This is a genomic window from Kribbella sp. CA-253562, from assembly GCF_050942265.1.
GTDB lineage: Bacteria > Actinomycetota > Actinomycetes > Propionibacteriales > Kribbellaceae > Kribbella.
The window spans coordinates 6,636,240-6,651,587 of the sequence record NZ_CP192049.1 but is presented as its reverse complement, the minus strand read 5'-3'; the positions used below and the strand labels follow the sequence as shown (position 1 = coordinate 6,651,587).

Genomic DNA, 15,348 nt, shown 5'->3' with positions numbered 1-15,348 from the left:
TTCGTGCCGGCTCGGCTTGCGTCTGCGCGTCCTGTGCCGGGCCCGGACTGCCTGTCTGTCCTTTCTTCGGAGATCTGCTGATGGCCGCCAAGCTGGAGAGCACCGCCGACCTGGTCGACCTGCTCGGGATTCCGTTCAGCGACCAGCAACTGGAGGCGATCACTGCGCCGCTGGCGCCGGGCGTGATCGTCGCGGGCGCGGGTTCCGGCAAGACGACCGCGATGGCGGCTCGGGTGGTCTGGCTGATCTGCACCGGGCAAGTGAAGCCGGAGGAGGTGCTCGGGTTGACCTTCACCAAGAAGGCGGCCAACGAGCTCGACGTCCGGATTCGCGAGGACCTGACCAAGGCCGGTGTGCTCGGGTCGACGCTGCCACCCGACCAGCATCCGATTCTGGCCGCGCACCTGCGCAAGAACGTGCCGAACTGGGAGCCCGAAGAGCCGGGCGAACCAGTCGTCTCGACGTACCACGCGTTCGCGGGCACGCTGATCGCCGAGCACGGGCTGCGGCTCGGGCTCGAGCCCGACGTCCGGGTGCTCGCCGACGCGACCAGGTACCAGTTGGCCGGCCGCGTCGTACGCCGGTCCGCCGGGCCGATCCGGCACGCGTCGCATCACGTCCCCACGCTGGTGAACAGCCTGCTCGCCCTCGACGGCGAGCTCGCCGACCACCTGCTGCGCGCCGACGACATCCGCGACCACGACGAGGCGGTCCGGCAGGAGGTCGCCGCGGCGCGCAAGCAGACCGTCGAGGTCAAGAAGCTCGCCGAGACCGCGCTGAAGCGGAGCGAGATTCTGCAGCTGGTCGAGGAGTACCAGGCGTACAAGGTCGAGCGGGGCGTCGTCGACTTCGCCGACCAGATGGCGCTCGGCGCCAGGCTGGCCGAGGAATGCCCGGAGGTGCCGGCGATTGAGCGCGGACGCTACAAGGTGGTGCTGCTCGACGAATACCAGGACACCTCGGTCTCGCAGCGGCGCATGCTGACCGCTCTGTTCGCGGGCGCGGATCCGTCGTCCGGTCGCGGCCACCCCGTCACCGCCGTCGGTGACCCGTGCCAGGCGATCTACGGCTGGCGCGGCGCCTCGGTCGCGAACCTGGACGAATTCCCCGAGCACTTCCGCAACGCCGACGGTACGCCGGCCCGCCGGTACGTGCTGAGCGTCAACCGGCGCTGCGGGAGCCGCATCCTCGCCGCGGCCAACCAGCACGCGACCGAGCTGTACCAGCAGCACCCGGGCGTCATCCCGCTGGAGGCGCCGGACGGGGCGCCGGAAGGCGCGATCACCGTCGGGCTCTTCGAGACCCGCTCGCAGGAGATCGAGTGGATCGCCGACTCGATCGTCGCGGCGCACAAGCTGCCAAATCGCCGCTGGAAGGACATCGGCATCCTGATGCGCACCAACGTCGACCTGTCCGCGGTGCACGAGGCGCTGATCGCGCGCAAGGTGCCGGTGGAGGTGGTCGGCCTGGGCGGTCTGCTGGCGTTGCCGGAGATCGTCGACGTCGTCGCGACCCTGCAGGCGGTCAACGACCTCACCGCCAACGCCGCGATGCTGCGGATTCTCACCGGCCCGCGGTACCGCATCGGCCACCGTGACCTGGCCCTGCTGGCGAACCGGTCCCGCGCGCTGGCCGACGGCGGCGAGCGGCCCGCCGCCGACGACCTGGTCGCCGCGCTGGACGCGGCCGTCGCGGGGATGGACTCGACCGAGGTCATCTCGCTCGCGGAAGCCGTCGACGATCCCGGGCCGGCCGGCTGGGGATATTCGCCCGAGGCGCTCGAGCGGTTCCAGGAGTTGTCGGCCGAGCTGCGGGAGCTGCGCGCGCACGCGGGGGAGCCGCTGCTCGACCTGGTCCGCTGGGTGATCAGCACGATCGGGCTGGACGTCGAGCTGACCGCGACGCCGGATCACGTAGACTCCGGCCGGCGCGACCACCTCGCCGCCTTTTTGGATGCCGTGGGCAACTTCGTCTCGACCGAGTCGGACGGGTCGCTGGACGGACTGCTGGCGTATCTCGCGGCCGAGGAGGAGTACGCCGCGGGCCTCGACCTCGCCGTACCGAGCGAGGCGGACTCGGTGAAGCTGCTCACCACGCACCGGTCGAAGGGCCTGGAGTGGCCGGTCGTGTTCGTGCCGACGCTGGTGAACAAGGTGTTCCCGTCCGACCGTGGCCGGGACAAGTGGACGACGAACGCCAAGGTGCTGCCCTGGCCGTTGCGCGGAGACGCCGACACGCTGCCCGACTTCCACGACCTGTCGAACGCCGGGCTCAAGGCGTTCGCCGACGAGTGCAAGCAGGTGAACTCGCTGGAGGAGCGCCGCCTCGGGTACGTCGCGTTCACCCGGGCGAAGGAGGTGCTGATCGCGACCGGGCACTGGTGGGGCCCGACGCAGAAGCGCCCGCGCGGCCCCTCGGCGTACCTGGAGATGCTGAAGCAGCACGCCGGCGAGCGCGTGGTCGCCTGGGCCGAGCAGCCGGACTTGAACGAGGAGAACCCGGAGCTCGCCGAGCAGACGCAGGCGGCGTGGCCCGCGCCGTACGACCTGCCGGCGTACGAGCGTCGGTTGGAGGGTGCGGCGCTGGTGCAGCGGGCGCGTGCGGAGGGGCCGTCGGCCGAGGCGGAGGAGTCGCTGTTCCTGGACGAGCAGGCGACGGTCGCTCGCTGGGACTCCGAGCTCGAGCGGCTGCTGAGCGAGGCGCGGGAGAGCCGGAGCCGCAAGGCGTACGACGTGGAGCTGCCGCGCACGTTGTCGGCGACCCAGGTGATGCGGCTCGCCAAGGACCCGGACGGCCTGGCCTCCGAGCTGGCCCGCCCGATGCCGCGCAAGCCGAACCGGGCGGCCCGCTTCGGGACGCGTTTCCACGCCTGGGTGGAGAGCTACTTCGGCCAGCAGTTCCTGATCGACCCCGACGACCTGCCCGGCGCCGCCGACGAGGGCATTGTCGACGACACCGACCTGACCGAGTTGATGGACGCGTTCCGCACCGGCCCGTACGGCGAGCGTGCGCCGTACGGGATCGAGGCGCCGTTCGCGCTGTCGATCGGCGGACGGGTGGTGCGCGGGCGGATCGACGCGGTCTACCAGGTCGTCCGCCCGGACGGCTCGCGCGGCTACGACGTGATCGACTGGAAGACCAGCCGCTCCGAAACCGCCGACCCGCTGCAGCTCGCGATCTACCGGGTCGCCTGGGCCGAACTCGTCGGCCTCCCGCTGCACCAGGTCGGCGCCGCGTTCTACTACGTACGCACCGGCGACGTGATCCGCCCCGACAACCTGCCCACCCGCGAGGCCCTGATCGAGCTGCTCAACGAGTGACCAGCTTGCCCGGCACCACCTCCACCGAAAACGGGCGCGCGGCCTGGAAGCTGTCGCCGCCGGTGACTACCGCCGCCTCCACATACTTGCCCTCGGCAAGCTCCAGGACGGTCAGCGCCTGAGTCTCCGGATCGAGGATCCAGTACGCCGGGACTCCCGCGCGCTCGTACAGCGCGCGCTTCAGCACCTGATCGGTCGTCCGCGTCACATCCGACGTCACCTCGACCACCAATTGTACGGGCCCGGTCACCGGACCGCGGGGGAGCGCACCGGCGTGGCAAATCAGGACGTCGGGCTGCAGCAGAGTCCGCGTACCCAGTTGATACTCCACCGGCCCGACCATCACCTGGAACTGCGCCGGACTGTTCCGGCGCAGGAGAAACCCCACTTCCAGCACCACCGCCTGCTGCGCCGGCCCGCCGCGCGGCGCCGCCAGCAGCACGCCGTCCACCAGCTCACAGACCAACCGTCCCGGCAACTTCCCCAGTTCAGCCACCGAGAACCCGTCACCCGCAGGAACCCATCCACACCCCGAAGCGTCGCTCATGCGTCAACGCTCGCCGGAGGAGAAGGCCCAAGGGAGGGCAGACCGTCATCTGCCCGTACTTGCCCCGCGTGCCCCCGCGCGTGCGCTCGGCCTCCGGCGGGGGCGCGGTGTCTCGGCGTCTCAAGGCGTGTGCCGGCGACGAGCGCGTGTCACCGCGTGTGGGCTTATCGCCCGCGTGTACCCGGTGCCTGGGCGTCCCCAGGCGTGCCTCGGCGACCAGCGCGTGCCTCGCGTGTCACTCACACGTGTGCGCTCATCCCCGCGTTTGCGCGTGCCCGCGATGCGCCCGCTCCCCGCGCCCGACGCCTTGACGATCAGCACCGCTGTCGCGAACCCCATGGGCCTACGTCGTCCTCAGCGGCGCCACGACCGACCAACTCGGAGCAAATCTGGCCGCCACCACGGGTCGAACCGCTCGGCGAGTCGGCCCAGACCCAGCCGAGTACTGGGCCGACGCTCAGGTTCGAGTGTGCTCGCGTGCCTCGGCACGCGCGGATGCCTCGGCGTTCCCGCGCGTCTTGGCATCTGCGGTGTGCAGCGCTTGCCTCGGCGACCAACTCTCGCTCAGGCGACCCAGGGCGTGAACCGGCCGACCTACGGCGTGAACCTCGCGCCATTGACTTGAAGACATGTCGGCAGCCGTGGCTGGTGTTCGGGCTGGCTGCCGACGTCGGCCGGTGTCTCGCCGCGGACGACCAGCGGCGAGGTGACGACCAGTAGGTCGCCGATTGCACGTCGTCCACCTGCGCTACGCCGAGCGCACCAGATCACTCGGAACCAACGGCACGACGAACGGCAGCTCCGCCGCGAAGACGTCGTTGCCCTTCACAACGGCTCGCTCGACGTACGCGCCGTCGAGCAGTTCGAGCACGGTCAACTCCTCCGCCTCGGGATCGAACAGCCAGTACGAGGTGACGCCCGCGTCCTCGTACACGGCGCGCTTGAGCAACCGATCCGTCGTCCGGGTGCTCGGCGAGAGCACCTCGACGGCCAGCAGCAGGCGGCTCACCCTTCGGGCACCAGCATCCTCTCGGCGGCACGCCAGCAGATCGGGTAGCAGGACATGCCCGGTCGATGGGCGGAACTCCAACGGCCCAAGGATCACCTCCAACTCGTCAGGGCAGTTGTCGTACAGCAGCACCAGCAGGTGTCCGACGACCCGATGATGGTTCAGCAGCGGCGGAGGCGTCACGAGCAGTTGACCGCCGATCAGCTCATAGCGCATCCCCTCCGGCAGCGTCTCCAGATCGGCAGACGTGAAGCCGCCGGGCACGCGCGTCCGAGGAAGCACGAGGGATCCTTCGCTGGTCACCGATCCAGGATCGTCCGGAATGGCAACTGTTGAAGGGCATCAGAGGATCTGCCCCGAGATGCCCCGTCAGCCCAGGAGTTCCGTGGGGGAGAGGTCGAGCGGGAACGGCAGGTCGACATGGTGATACTCCTCGGCTTGGACGACGGCTTGGCAGGTGTAGTGGTTGTGCTCGAGCTCCAGCACGGTGAGCTCCTCCCGGTCCGGATCCAGCAGCCAGTACGACGGAACGGCGAAACCCTCGTACAGGCTGCGTTTGTGGACGACGTCGGTCACGCGGGTCGAAGCCGAGAGGACCTCGACGGCAAGCAGCAGCCGAGGCGTGAAGAGCGGTCCCGCGTCGTCGGTGTGGCAGACGAGCAGGTCGGGACGAAACGTGTGATGCGGAGTCGGTCGGAAGTCGCAGGGAGTCGACGGCGACGCGGAAATCGGGTGGGCAGGCGAGCTTGAGTTTGACCAGGAGGGCGGTGACGGCGGCGTGGTGGGACGGTGGTTGGGGGCCGGTGACCTGCAGCCGGCCGTCGACGATCTCGTAGCGATCGCCGGGGTGGGTGCTCTGCGGGGATCTCACACCTTCAGGTTGCCCGAAAGCCGTGATCCGGCGCGGACGTTATCCACAGGCGGGCTGATCCACCGGGTACGCCGTGCGGCGGATGTCGCGGGACGCATCGGCGTTCTAGGTTGGCAGACATGTTGATCGCAGAGGACCTGCTGTTGCTGCTGTACGACGACGAGAGTGGCAAGCCGCTCGCCGGCTCGCCCGGGTTGGACTACGCGCTGGCCGGAGCCGTCGTGGTCGAGTTGACCCTGCTCGGCAAGGTCGACATCTCCGGCGAGGGTGAGGACGTGAAGCCGGGCCGGCTGAAGGTGCTCGACGCCTCGCCGACCGGTGACCCGCTGCTCGACGAGCGGCTGGCGATGCTGGCCGAAAAGACGGGCAAGAAGCCCAAGGACGTGATGGGCAAGCTCTCCAAGAAGCTGCGCGACCCGCTGCTGCGGCGGCTGGCCGAGCGCGGCATCCTCGAGGAGTCGGAGGGCAGGGTGCTCGGGCTGTTTCCGGTCACCCGCTGGCCGGCCAAGGACGCGCAGCACGAGGGCGACGTCCGCGCCGCGCTGGAGAACGTCCTGAAGCTCGGCACCCGCCCCGACGAGCGGATCGGCGCGCTGATCGCCCTGCTCAGCGCGCTCGACGTCGTCCCGAAGATCGTCACCGACGCGGTCGACCGCAAGGCCCTCAAGCGCCGCGCGAAGGAGATCGCCGAGTCCGACTGGGCCGCGGCCGCCGTACGCCGGGCCGTCCAGGACATGCAGGCCGCGGTGACCGCCAGCATCGTCGTCGCGTCCACCGCCGGAGCGACGTCCGGCGGTTCCTGACGTACGACACCGGCAGCGTCCGCTTCCTTGACGCGTGCCGGCGAGCCGGGAGCCCTGAACCGGATGCGGGTTAGCCTGCCGGGCGTGAGCACGGTGAAGCGAGTTCGGTCGGAGCCCGGCGGGCTGGTGGATCTGGAGTTCACCGCGGACGGCTGGACCTCCCGGCAGATCCAGGGGTCCAGACCTGACCTGTCGGTGTGGTGCGTGATCTGGATGGTCGTCGCGCTCCTGCTGGCCTTCCTGGCGAACCAGGCGGGACTCCTCCTGGCCAGGAAGATCCTGCTGATCGTCGCCGGGGTGCTGCTGGCAGTGGCGGTGTTGCTGGTCGCGGCGGAGTTCGTCGCGACCGTGATCGGCGCCGCCTGGATGACCGGCAGCGCGCTGACCCGCGGCGGCCGCCGGAAGCTGCGGGCCGAGGCCATGGGGATCGTCGACGACCTGCTGGAAGTCAGCAAGGGTCCGGAGACGATTGCGGCCGTCCGCGTTCGATCGGCCCACGTACGGCGCGAGGCGAGGGGGACCGCCGTCGAGCTGCTGCTCGACGACGGCACCACCCGTCGCTACTTGCGCCGGCGTCCCGGCCTCGCCGAAGCGTTCACCCAGTTGCTCGGCGACCGAGTCAGGTCGGCCTGATCACTCGGCAACGCAGTCGGTCTTGCACAGGCGGTCCATCAGGCTCAGGTGGGCACCTGGTTCCTCGGTGTCCACCTCGACCGACAGCTCGACCTGCCAGTCGCCTTCGGTGACCTTGGCCGTGGTCTTGCCGGCCTGCTGGCCGAACCACTCGGTGATCCGCTGGGCCGGAGCCACATGCGCGATCTCGAGTGCCTGCGGGAGGACCTTGGCGATGTCCGCCGTGGCCTTCTCCGCGGTGCCGAGTGAGTGCAGGGACACCACCGGCGGGCGCTTGTGGTCGCCGGTCAGCACCCACACCGCCACCGGACCCGTCGTACAGATCGCGTAGTCGCCGTCGCGGGCGCACTTGTAGCCCGCGCCGGTCAGGCCCGCCACGACCTGGGACGCGGGGATGTCGGCCGGAGCCGACGAAGTCGTACCCGACCGGTCGGCCGCGGACTGCGCGGTCGACGGAGCCGGAGCCTCACCGGACGGGTTGTCGTCGCTGGAGCAGGCCGTGGTACCGATGAGCAGGGCAGTGCTCACCAAGGTGACGGCGTACCGGTTCAGACCGGCACCTCGACGGCCGCGTCGAGCGCGATCGTGATCATCTCCGAGAAGGTGGTCTGGCGCTCCTCGGCCGACGTCTCCTCCTTGGTGATCAAGTGGTCCGACACCGTCATGATGCCGAGCGCGCGCCGGCCGAACTTGGCCGCCAGCGTGTACAGCGCCGAGGCCTCCATCTCGATGCCCAGTACGCCGTACTCCGCGGTCCGCGAGACCAGGTCGGGCCGGTCGTTGTAGAACAGGTCGCCGGAGAACACCTGGCCGACGTGCACGTTCAGCCCGGCCGCGGCGGCGGCGTCGGCCGCGGCGCGCAGCAGCTGGTAGTCGGCGGTCGGCGCGTAGTCGATGCCGTGGAAGCGCAGCCGGTTCATCTGCGAGTCGGTGCTGGCCGACATCGCGACGATCACGTCGCGGATCTTCACCTTCTCGGTCAGCGCCCCGCAGGTGCCGACCCGGATCAGCGTCTGGACGTCGTACTCGGCGAACAGTTCGTTGGCGTAGATCGAGGCCGACGGCTGACCCATTCCGGAGCCCTGGACGGAGACCCGCTCGCCCTTGTAGGTGCCGGTGAAGCCGAACATGTTCCGGACCGCGTTGTACTGGATCACGTCCGACAGGTAGGTCTCGGCGATCCACTGGGCCCGCAGCGGGTCGCCGGGGAACAGGACGCGCGGCGCGATCTGCCCCTTCTCGGCGGCGATGTGAATACTCATGCCGGGATGCTCTCACGGTTGCCGGTCGGGATAGTTTGACGCTGTGGCATATTCGATCGTTCCCGGTTCGCTCGCGCTGTCCCGTTCCGTGCTCGACCGCGCTGCTGACCGCAGACGGGACGAGGAGTGGCTGGCCAAGGCGTGGGCCGCGCCGGACACGCAGGTCGCGCTGCTGATCGGTGACCAGCTGGCCGTCGACGAGTCGCGCACGGCGTTGCGCTTCGTGGTCCCGGAGGAGGCTCCGGACGGGTTGCGGGTGTTCCTCGGGATCGACCGGGAGGCCGGCGCCGGGCGGACGGCCGAGGGGCGGGCCGTGTTCGGCGTCATCCTCCCCGGCGAGCCCGATCCGTCGTACGGCGGACTGCGCGAGCTCGGCGGCGTGCTGAACGACCGCGAGGCCGGCATCGCGGTGAACCTGGTCGGCCTGGCCAATTGGCACGCGATCAACACGCACTGCTCCAACTGCGGCACCCACACCGTGGTGGTCGACGCCGGGCACGTCCGCGACTGCCCCAACTGCGGGATGCACCACTTCCCGCGCAGCGACCCGGCGATCATCGTGCTGGTTACCGACGACCAGGACCGCGCGTTGCTCGGCCGCAACGAGAACTGGCCCGAGGGCCGCTACTCGACGCTGGCCGGGTTCGTCGAGCCGGGCGAGTCGCTGGAGGCCGCCGTACGGCGGGAGGTGCTGGAGGAGACCGGCGTCGTGGTCGGGCCGGAGGTCGAGTACGCCGGGTCGCAGCCCTGGCCGATGCCGCAGAGCCTGATGCTCGGCTTCTACGCCAAGGCCACCGGCTTCGCGATCGAGGTGGACGACGACGAGATCGTCGACGCCCGCTGGTTCAGCCGCGAGGACCTGGCCGCCCAGATCGCCAGCTCCGCCGTCGCGCTGCCGGGCAACATCTCCATCTCCCGCCGCCTGATCGAAGGCTGGTACGGCGAGGAGCTCCCGGGCAGCTGGTGAGGCAAGGACGCGGCGCCCGCCCTCAGGGGCGCGGCGCCGCGTTCGTCGTACTGGGGGGTCAGGCCGCGAGCTTCTCCGCGACCTGCGCGAGGCTCGGGTTCGTCATCGACGTGCCGTCGGGGAAGACCACCGTCGGCACGGTCTGGTTGCCGTTGTTGATCTTCTCGACGACCTCGGCCGCGCCCGGGGTCTGCTCGATGTCGACCTCGGTGAACTCGATACCGGCCCGCTTGAGCTGGCCCTTCAGGCGGTGGCAGTAACCGCACCAAGGTGTCGAGTACATCGTGAATGCCGCCATCGTGGCTCGCTCCGTCTCTGTTCGTGGCCGACTTGTCCGTCGGCCCGTCTAGGGTTGACCCGTCCTACGAAAGAACCACACCGTCAGGGGTCCTGTTCCCGCATGTCTCAGCGCGTGAGTGACATCACACGAGCCGCCGCGAGCCGCTCCGCCGACGAGCTGCTCGAGGCCCTCGACCCCGAGCAGCGGGCCGTCGCCACCGCCCTGCACGGGCCGGTCGTGGTGATGGCCGGCGCGGGCACCGGCAAGACCCGCGCGATCACCCACCGCATCGCGTACGGCGTGCGCACCGGCACCTACGACCCGGTCCGGGTGCTCGCCGTCACCTTCACCCAGCGCGCCGCCGGCGAGATGCGCGGGCGGCTCGGCCAGCTTGGCGCCGAGGGCGTCCAGGCCCGCACGTTCCACTCCGCCGCGCTGCGTCAGGCCCGGTTCTTCTGGCCGAAGGTCTACGGCTCGGAGCTGCCGCCGATCGCCGACCGCAAGTTCCCGCTGCTCACCGAGGCGGCCGGCCGGTGCCGGGTCCGCGTCGACACCCCCGCGCTGCGCGACCTCGCCGGTGAGGTCGAGTGGGCCAAGGTCAGCAACGTCCGTCCCGACGACTACGCGCGGATCGCCCCGCAGTCCGGGCGCGCGCTGGCCTCGTTCGACCCGGCGACGATCGCGCGCGTCTTCGCGGCGTACGAGGACGTGAAGCTGGAGCGCGGCCGGATCGACCTCGAGGACGTGCTGCTCTGCGCGGTCGCCCTGCTGGCCGAGGACGAGCGGGTGGCGGCCGAGATCCGCCGGCAGTACCGGACCTTCGTCGTCGACGAGTACCAGGACGTCAGCCCGGTCCAGCAGACCCTGCTCGACCTGTGGCTCGGTGGCCGCGACGACGTGTGCGTGGTCGGCGATCCGGCGCAGACCATCTACTCGTGGGCCGGCGCCGACCCCGAGAACCTGGTCCGCTTCGCCTCCAAGCACCCGAACGCCACCGTGATCAAGCTGGTCCGCGACTACCGCTCGACCCCGCAGATCGTCGACGTGGCGAACAAGATCCTCGACGCCGCCGGGCCGGCCGGACTGCCCGGTCGGGTCACGCTGCGCTCGCAGCTCGAGCCGGGTCCCGCGCCGACGTACCGGGAGTACTCCGACGAGGTCGCCGAGGCGGACGCCGTCGCGCGGGCCGTCCAGCGGCTCAAGGACGAGGGCACGGCGCTGCGCGACATCGCCGTGCTGTTCCGGACCAACGCCCAGTCGGAGAACTTCGAGCAGGCGCTGGCCGAGCGCAAGATCCCCGCCGTACTGAAGGGGGCCGAGCGGTTCTTCGAGCGGCCCGAGATCCGCCAGGCGGCGATGCTGCTGCGCGGCCAGGTGAAGGCGGGCGATCCGGGCGACGACCTGCAGGAGACGGTCCGCGGCGTACTGGCCGGCGCGGGCTGGAATCCGGAGCAGCCGACCGGCAAGGGCGCGGTCCGCGACCGGTGGGAGTCGCTGAGCGCGCTGGTGACGATGACGGCGGACTTCGCCGCCGCGCACCCCGAGGCCGGACTGGTCGAGCTGATGGCCGAGCTCGATCGGCGGGCCTCGATCCAGCACGCGCCGCTGGCCGAGGGCGTCACGCTGGCGACGTTGCACACGGCCAAGGGCCTGGAGTGGGAGTGCGTGTTCATCGTCGGCGCCCACGAGGGCACGCTGCCGATCAGCTACGCCCAGACTCCGGCTCAGGTCGAAGAGGAGCGGCGACTGTTCTATGTCGGAGTGACACGGGCCAAGCGGCAGTTGTTCATCAGCTGGTCGACGTCGCGTTCACCGGGCGGGCGCGGTCAGCGCGGGCCGACCCGGTTCCTCGACCCGATCGGGGTCCGCGGCTCGTCCCGCCCGGCCCAGGAGTGGCAGCCGTCGGGCCGGACCGGCCGCGAGCGGACGGACAAGCCGATCCCGAAGTGCCGGGTCTGCGGCCGCGGCCTGCTCGACGCCGGCGCCCGCAAGCTCGGCCGGTGCGAGGACTGCCCCTCGACGATGGATCAGCAGTTGTACGACGCTTTGCTGGAGTGGCGCGCGGAGCGGGCCGCGGAGGAGAGCGTGCCGGCGTTCGTGATCTTCACCGACGCGACGCTCACGGCGATCGCTGAAGCCCGGCCGACCGACGAGCGCGAGCTGCTGCGGATCCCGGGCATCGGCCGTACCAAGCTGACCAAGTACGGCGAACCGGTGATCGTGATCTGCACCCGCCGGTAATTGAGCAAGAAACCTGTTGCCTGCTTGGGGGTTCGGGCCGCACTCTGGTCAAGAGGCTTCTGCGGACAGCAGACGGTCTGGCAGTTAGATGACAGAGGCAACGATTTCGCAGCGTACCGGCGATGCGCCGGAGCGTGCCGCAACCGCGAGATCCCGCCGTCGCGGCGGCAACTTCCGGCCAATGTCGGAAACTGCCAAGAAATAGTTTGCGGCCCTCGCGCGCCTCGGCGTACTGTTCTTTCTGCGGTCACCGGTGTGACCGAAAACTTCAAACTACAGCGATCGAGCTTGCCGCCCGTTCGCGACAACGAGAGGAGGTGCCTGGGAAATGATGACGAACATGACGATGAAGCCGAAGTTCGCCGGCGCTGCGCTGCCGTGCGCCCTGATCCCGGGTGCCGTCTCGCGTCTGCACGTCGAGACCGTTGTCCTCACGGCCACTGCTGTCGCCCCGATCCAGGGCGGAGCTGTCGGCGATGTGAAGCGTGGCGGTTCGGGTTCTCGATCTTGGAGTCCACCGGTCTGACTCTCGAAGTCAGCCGGCACCTCCGAGGCCGCGGAACCCACCAAGGGTCCCGCGGCCCTTTTGTTTGTCAGCCCACAGTTTGCCGGCCACCAAACCGGGTGGTCGGTTCGGACGACAAGAGATCAGCAAGACAGTCACTAGGAGGTGACCGGAATGAGCGTGAGCTTCCTCGACGCATTCACCGAGGTGGCCGCGTCACAGGACCTGCCCTGTCGGTCCTACGCGCCAGAACTTTTCTTCGCAGAGTCCCCGTCGGACGTCGAGTACGCGAAGTCTCTCTGCACGACCTGCCCGTTGCAGGCCGAATGCCTGGCCGGAGCGCTGGAGCGCGCCGAGCCCTGGGGGGTGTGGGGAGGCCAGCTGTTCGTCCAGGGAGTGGTGGTGCCGCGCAAGCGTCCCCGTGGACGTCCCCGCAAGAGCGACACCGTGACCGCTGCCTGATCCGCCCATCCGAATCGAGACTCGAGCCATGAACCCGAACCGCACTCACAGGAGCACTCAAATGAACTTACTTCAAGAAGATCTCGCCCGAGCTCACTGTCAGTCCTTGCTGATCGACGCCGAGCAGAACCGGCGCTTCCGCCTCGCGACGCAGTTCGCCCGGGCGCAGAAGCAGGCCGAGCGGGCCACCCGTCGCGCGGAGAGGGCCAGCGCAAAAGCGCGCCTCACCCTCGCCCGGCTGGTCTGATCCACCCGGACGCCGATCCACCGGCCGGACCACAGGTCCGGCCGGCCGGCGCCCCGGACGCGCCGCCCGAGTGCCCCTGAGGCACCCGGTCGGCGCGCCCAGCACAACCGGCTGACGCGACCGGAGCAGATCTCCACTACGTCGCGTCAGCCCGACCAGCAGCTGTCCGCGGTCTCGGAGCAGGGGCCCAGACCAGCGAAGCTGCAGCCCGAGGGGCGGCATCCACAGGATGCCGCCCCTCGGCGCGTTCCCGGCCGAGCAGCCGGTCGAGCGGATCGGCGCCGATCGCTGGCCGTCGGTGACCACTACGACCGCACCCGCTCGGTGACCACGATCTCCACCTGGTTTGGCCAGGCGCGGGTCAGCTGCGCGTCGGCAACCGACCGGGTGGCGGCACCTGTTCGGCGCCTCTGCGCGCGGGCTGCCTCGCTCCGGGCCGACCACCGCCTGCGGGTCGACCGGCCCCCTGCGTGCCGACCGCCCGCTCCTGCCGACCGCCGCCTGCGGGTCGCCCACCCCCGCTTCGGGCCGACCGCCGCCTGCGGGTCGACCGCCGCCTGCGTGCCGACCGCCTCCCGCGTGCCGACCGGCCGCGCTCCGGCCGACCGCCTGCGGGTCGACCGGCCCCTTGCATGCCGACTGCCCCGCTCCTGCCGACCGCCGCCTGCGGGTCGACCACCCCCTGCGCGCCGACCGCCCACTGCCGGCGGGTCGACCGCTCCGGCCGACCGCCTGCGGGTCGACCGCTCCGCTCCGGCCGAACGCCCTCTGCGGGTCGACCACCCCGCGTGCCGACCACCCCTGCGTGCCGACCGCCCCCTGCGTGCCGACCGCCCGCTCCGGCCGACCGCCCGCTCCGGCCGACCGCTCGCTCCGGCCGACCGCTGCCAGCGGGTCGACCACCCCTGCGGGCCGACCGCCATCACCCCTCTCGGCCGGCCGCCCTGCCGCCCCCGCTGCCTCCGCCGCCTCCGCCGGGCCGGGCCGGCCTCGGAGCAGCCGCTTGCGGCGTGCGGCCCTCGGCCAGCTCGCGCTGCTGGCCCACCGCGTACCCAGTCGCGCGCAGCGTCTGGGCGCCGATCCCCGCGCCGGCCCGGCCGGCCTCGGAGCAGCCGCTGGCCGCGTGCGGCCCCGGTCAGCTCGCGCTGCTGGCCCATCGTGTTCCCGGTCCGCGCGCAGCGTCTGGGCGCGAATCCCCGCGCCGGCCCCGGCCGGTCGGCCCTCGGTGCAGCCGCCGGTTGCTCGCGGCCCGCAGCCGGCGGCGGGCGCCGGGCTGCGAGTCCCCGGTTCGGCCCGAGGACCCAGTTGGAGTCCCGATCGTCTTCAGAGTCCTTCGAGCAGCGCCTGCTGCAGACCTACCAGGCTGATCCCACTCACGATCTCGCGCCGGCGGATCAGCCCCGGTACGTCGGCCAGCGGGATCCATTCGATCCGGTCGGACTCGTTCAGCTCGGTCGGCTCGCCGATCCGCACCGCCGATGTCGCCCGGAAGACGTGGTGCATGGAGTCCATGATCCCGGCCGCGGGTTCGGAGTACACGAGCTCGCGCAGCTCACCCGGTCGCCAGCCCGTCTCCTCCTCAACTTCCCGCGCCGCCGCCTCGGCCGGTGACTCGCCGGGCTCGATCAACCCCATCGGCAGCTCCCAGGCCCACCGGTCGGTCAGAAACCGGTGCCGCCACATCAGCAGCACCCGTTCGTCGTCATCGGTCACGACCGCCGCCGCGACATGCTTCAGCCGCACCGCGTGATAGTCGATCCGCTGCCCGTCAGGCTGCTCGACGTCGAGCCTGCGCACGCTGAGCCAGGGATTGCCCCAGGCCTCGGTCTCCGCATGGATGTGCCACCGCATGCCCTAGTCGTACTCGATCGTGAGGCCACGGTCACCGCATGCCCCGCGACGCGCCGTGCCGCGGAACGCCGATCCGTGCGCTCTAGCTTCAGCATCCGACCAACCTCCGCGCCGGATCCGCGTGCCCGTCCTACAGGCAGCGAGCCGCTTGCCGTCTTCGATGTCGGCGGAGGATTCGCGTGCCCGCCGTACACGCAGCAAGCCGCTTCCCGCCTCTGACCGCCACCTTGTGCACCGGCCAGTCACTCCAGACCTCGAAGTTCGGCTGGGCGGTACTCAAGGACGCCACGGGGTGGCTGAACGGTGCACAACGTGGTGGTTGAGGTTCGGGGTGTGGGTTCGAGCCACGG

The 15,348-nt window shown here is 70.6% G+C and carries 14 protein-coding genes; 7 read left to right on the top strand and 7 right to left on the bottom strand.

From position 1 onward, the window contains the following. Positions 1 to 80: 80 nt before the first annotated feature. The gene (locus ACQPXM_RS31305) at positions 81 to 3,320 is read left to right on the top strand and encodes a UvrD-helicase domain-containing protein (RefSeq protein WP_432940256.1); all 3,240 of its coding nucleotides are present in this window, start codon (positions 81 to 83) and stop codon (positions 3,318 to 3,320) included. Here the strand turns inward: ACQPXM_RS31305 and ACQPXM_RS31300 are convergent. The 3 genes from ACQPXM_RS31300 to ACQPXM_RS31290 form a co-directional block, all read right to left on the bottom strand. Further along, positions 3,310 to 3,771 (bottom strand): Uma2 family endonuclease, encoded by a 462-nt coding sequence (locus ACQPXM_RS31300; protein ID WP_432940255.1) that lies wholly within the window; start codon positions 3,769 to 3,771, stop codon positions 3,310 to 3,312. The genes ACQPXM_RS31305 and ACQPXM_RS31300 overlap by 11 nt on opposite strands. Positions 3,772 to 4,615: 844 nt before the next feature. Continuing rightward, the gene (locus ACQPXM_RS31295) at positions 4,616 to 5,158 is read right to left on the bottom strand and encodes a Uma2 family endonuclease (RefSeq protein ID WP_432940253.1); all 543 of its coding nucleotides are present in this window, start codon (positions 5,156 to 5,158) and stop codon (positions 4,616 to 4,618) included. Between the two features lie 87 nt (positions 5,159 to 5,245). Continuing rightward, a complete protein-coding gene (locus ACQPXM_RS31290) occupies positions 5,246 to 5,539 on the bottom strand; it encodes a Uma2 family endonuclease (protein ID WP_432951124.1) in 294 nt (97 codons plus the stop codon). Positions 5,540 to 5,866: 327 nt separating this feature from the next. On the opposite strand from ACQPXM_RS31290, the gene ACQPXM_RS31285 reads away from it, so the two are divergent. Both ACQPXM_RS31285 and ACQPXM_RS31280 read left to right on the top strand, forming a co-directional pair. Continuing rightward, positions 5,867 to 6,550 carry a GOLPH3/VPS74 family protein gene (locus ACQPXM_RS31285; RefSeq protein ID WP_432940250.1) on the top strand — a complete coding sequence of 228 codons (684 nt, stop codon included), beginning with the start codon at positions 5,867 to 5,869 and terminating at the stop codon, positions 6,548 to 6,550. Positions 6,551 to 6,634: 84 nt separating this feature from the next. Then, complete coding sequence (locus tag ACQPXM_RS31280; RefSeq protein ID WP_432940247.1) at positions 6,635 to 7,183, top strand: hypothetical protein; 549 nt, start codon at positions 6,635 to 6,637, stop codon at positions 7,181 to 7,183. Here ACQPXM_RS31280 and ACQPXM_RS31275 read toward each other — a convergent pair whose 3' ends face one another. Both ACQPXM_RS31275 and deoD read right to left on the bottom strand, forming a co-directional pair. Further along, positions 7,184 to 7,711, bottom strand: a complete 528-nt coding sequence (locus tag ACQPXM_RS31275) for a hypothetical protein (protein WP_432940245.1) — start codon at positions 7,709 to 7,711, stop codon at positions 7,184 to 7,186. Positions 7,712 to 7,731: 20 nt separating this feature from the next. Next, positions 7,732 to 8,445, bottom strand: a complete 714-nt coding sequence (deoD, locus tag ACQPXM_RS31270; RefSeq protein ID WP_077015564.1) for a purine-nucleoside phosphorylase — start codon at positions 8,443 to 8,445, stop codon at positions 7,732 to 7,734. Positions 8,446 to 8,488: 43 nt separating this feature from the next. On the opposite strand from deoD, the gene nudC reads away from it, so the two are divergent. Beyond that, positions 8,489 to 9,412 (top strand): NAD(+) diphosphatase, encoded by a 924-nt coding sequence (gene nudC, locus ACQPXM_RS31265; RefSeq protein ID WP_432940241.1) that lies wholly within the window; start codon positions 8,489 to 8,491, stop codon positions 9,410 to 9,412. Positions 9,413 to 9,470: 58 nt separating this feature from the next. On the opposite strand, the gene ACQPXM_RS31260 is transcribed toward nudC, so the two are convergent. Further along, positions 9,471 to 9,710, bottom strand: coding sequence for a mycoredoxin (locus ACQPXM_RS31260; RefSeq protein WP_077015566.1), 240 nt, complete (start codon positions 9,708 to 9,710; stop codon positions 9,471 to 9,473). A gap of 102 nt (positions 9,711 to 9,812) precedes the next feature. Here ACQPXM_RS31260 and ACQPXM_RS31255 point away from each other — a divergent pair, with 102 nt between their 5' ends. The 3 genes from ACQPXM_RS31255 (at position 9,813) to ACQPXM_RS31245 (ending at position 13,147) form a co-directional block, all read left to right on the top strand. Next, complete coding sequence (locus ACQPXM_RS31255) at positions 9,813 to 11,933, top strand: ATP-dependent DNA helicase UvrD2 (RefSeq protein ID WP_432940238.1); 2,121 nt, start codon at positions 9,813 to 9,815, stop codon at positions 11,931 to 11,933. A gap of 679 nt (positions 11,934 to 12,612) precedes the next feature. Further along, positions 12,613 to 12,900: a WhiB family transcriptional regulator gene (locus tag ACQPXM_RS31250; protein ID WP_077015568.1), complete on the top strand. Its 288-nt coding sequence runs from the start codon at positions 12,613 to 12,615 to the stop codon at positions 12,898 to 12,900. A 106-nt stretch (positions 12,901 to 13,006) separates the two neighbouring features. Continuing rightward, entirely contained in the window at positions 13,007 to 13,147 is a 141-nt protein-coding gene (locus tag ACQPXM_RS31245) for a hypothetical protein (protein ID WP_237771338.1), read from the top strand. Positions 13,148 to 14,470: 1,323 nt separating this feature from the next. Here ACQPXM_RS31245 and ACQPXM_RS31240 read toward each other — a convergent pair. Beyond that, complete coding sequence (locus ACQPXM_RS31240; protein ID WP_432940235.1) at positions 14,471 to 14,998, bottom strand: NUDIX hydrolase; 528 nt, start codon at positions 14,996 to 14,998, stop codon at positions 14,471 to 14,473. Positions 14,999 to 15,348: the final 350 nt, after the last annotated feature.